Origin of the sequence: Paraburkholderia guartelaensis, assembly GCF_004353905.1 — a bacterium.
In the GTDB taxonomy this organism is placed as follows: domain Bacteria; phylum Pseudomonadota; class Gammaproteobacteria; order Burkholderiales; family Burkholderiaceae; genus Paraburkholderia; species Paraburkholderia guartelaensis.
Window position 1 is genome coordinate 1 of sequence record NZ_SMOD01000169.1, and the last position, 749, is coordinate 749.

Here is a 749-nt window from a genome sequence, read left to right on the forward strand (position 1 = left end):
ACGAGGCTGGCGTGGCTTTCACCATCACGCCACACTGAGTATCGCTGCGTATGGGTTTCTGATGGCTCAACGACTCAGAATGCAATCAGGTGGACATGGTAAAAAAGACTTCCTTGAACGCGCGCTGCCTGCCCTTCCCTCGGATTACATCCCCCGGGGCAGTCCAGCGCGCTCAGCGCCACGTTCCTGATTCCATTACTACATTGCGCATCCTGCTTGGACAAGGGCTCATGCAACGATGGCTTTCTTGCTGTACGACAGTAGATCGCGCAGTTACTTATATGACACAGTAGTACTAACAGGCCGCTGAAATACCGCTTAAACACGTCATCGCGCAGAGCTCGTGAGGCGTTGATAGATGGACCACTACTTGTCCCCTGGAGATCATGCGCGGCGCCGACACATTCACCGAGAGTCTGTTTTCCATGCGCAAGCTGGACGACTTCGTCCCCAAGTCGCATCCGTTGCGTTCGATCCGCGTGATGGCGAATGAAGCGCTGGCGAAGATGGATCGACTGTTCGCCCAGATGTACGAAGCGGACATAAAGGGCGGGCGGCCGAGCATCGCGCCAGAGAAGTTGCTGCGAGCCATGCTGATTCAGGTGCTTTTCAGCATCCGCTCAGAGCGCCAGCTGATGGAGCAGGTGCAGTACAACCTGCTGTTTCGCTGGTTCATTGGCCTGGCGATGGACGACGAGGTGTGGGTGCCCACGGTCTTTACGAAGAACCGCGAGCGTCTGATCAAGCAC

1 protein-coding gene and 1 pseudogene are annotated in these 749 nt (G+C 56.3%); both read left to right on the top strand.

All coding sequences use genetic code 11. From position 1 onward, the window contains the following. Nucleotides 1–190, top strand: a pseudogene (locus E1N52_RS43900) (IS701 family transposase); the annotation flags it as partial. 196 nt (nt 191–386) lie between these two features. Continuing rightward, the coding region (locus E1N52_RS43905) for a transposase (protein WP_133191290.1) at nt 387–749 on the top strand (363 nt) is incomplete at its 3' end.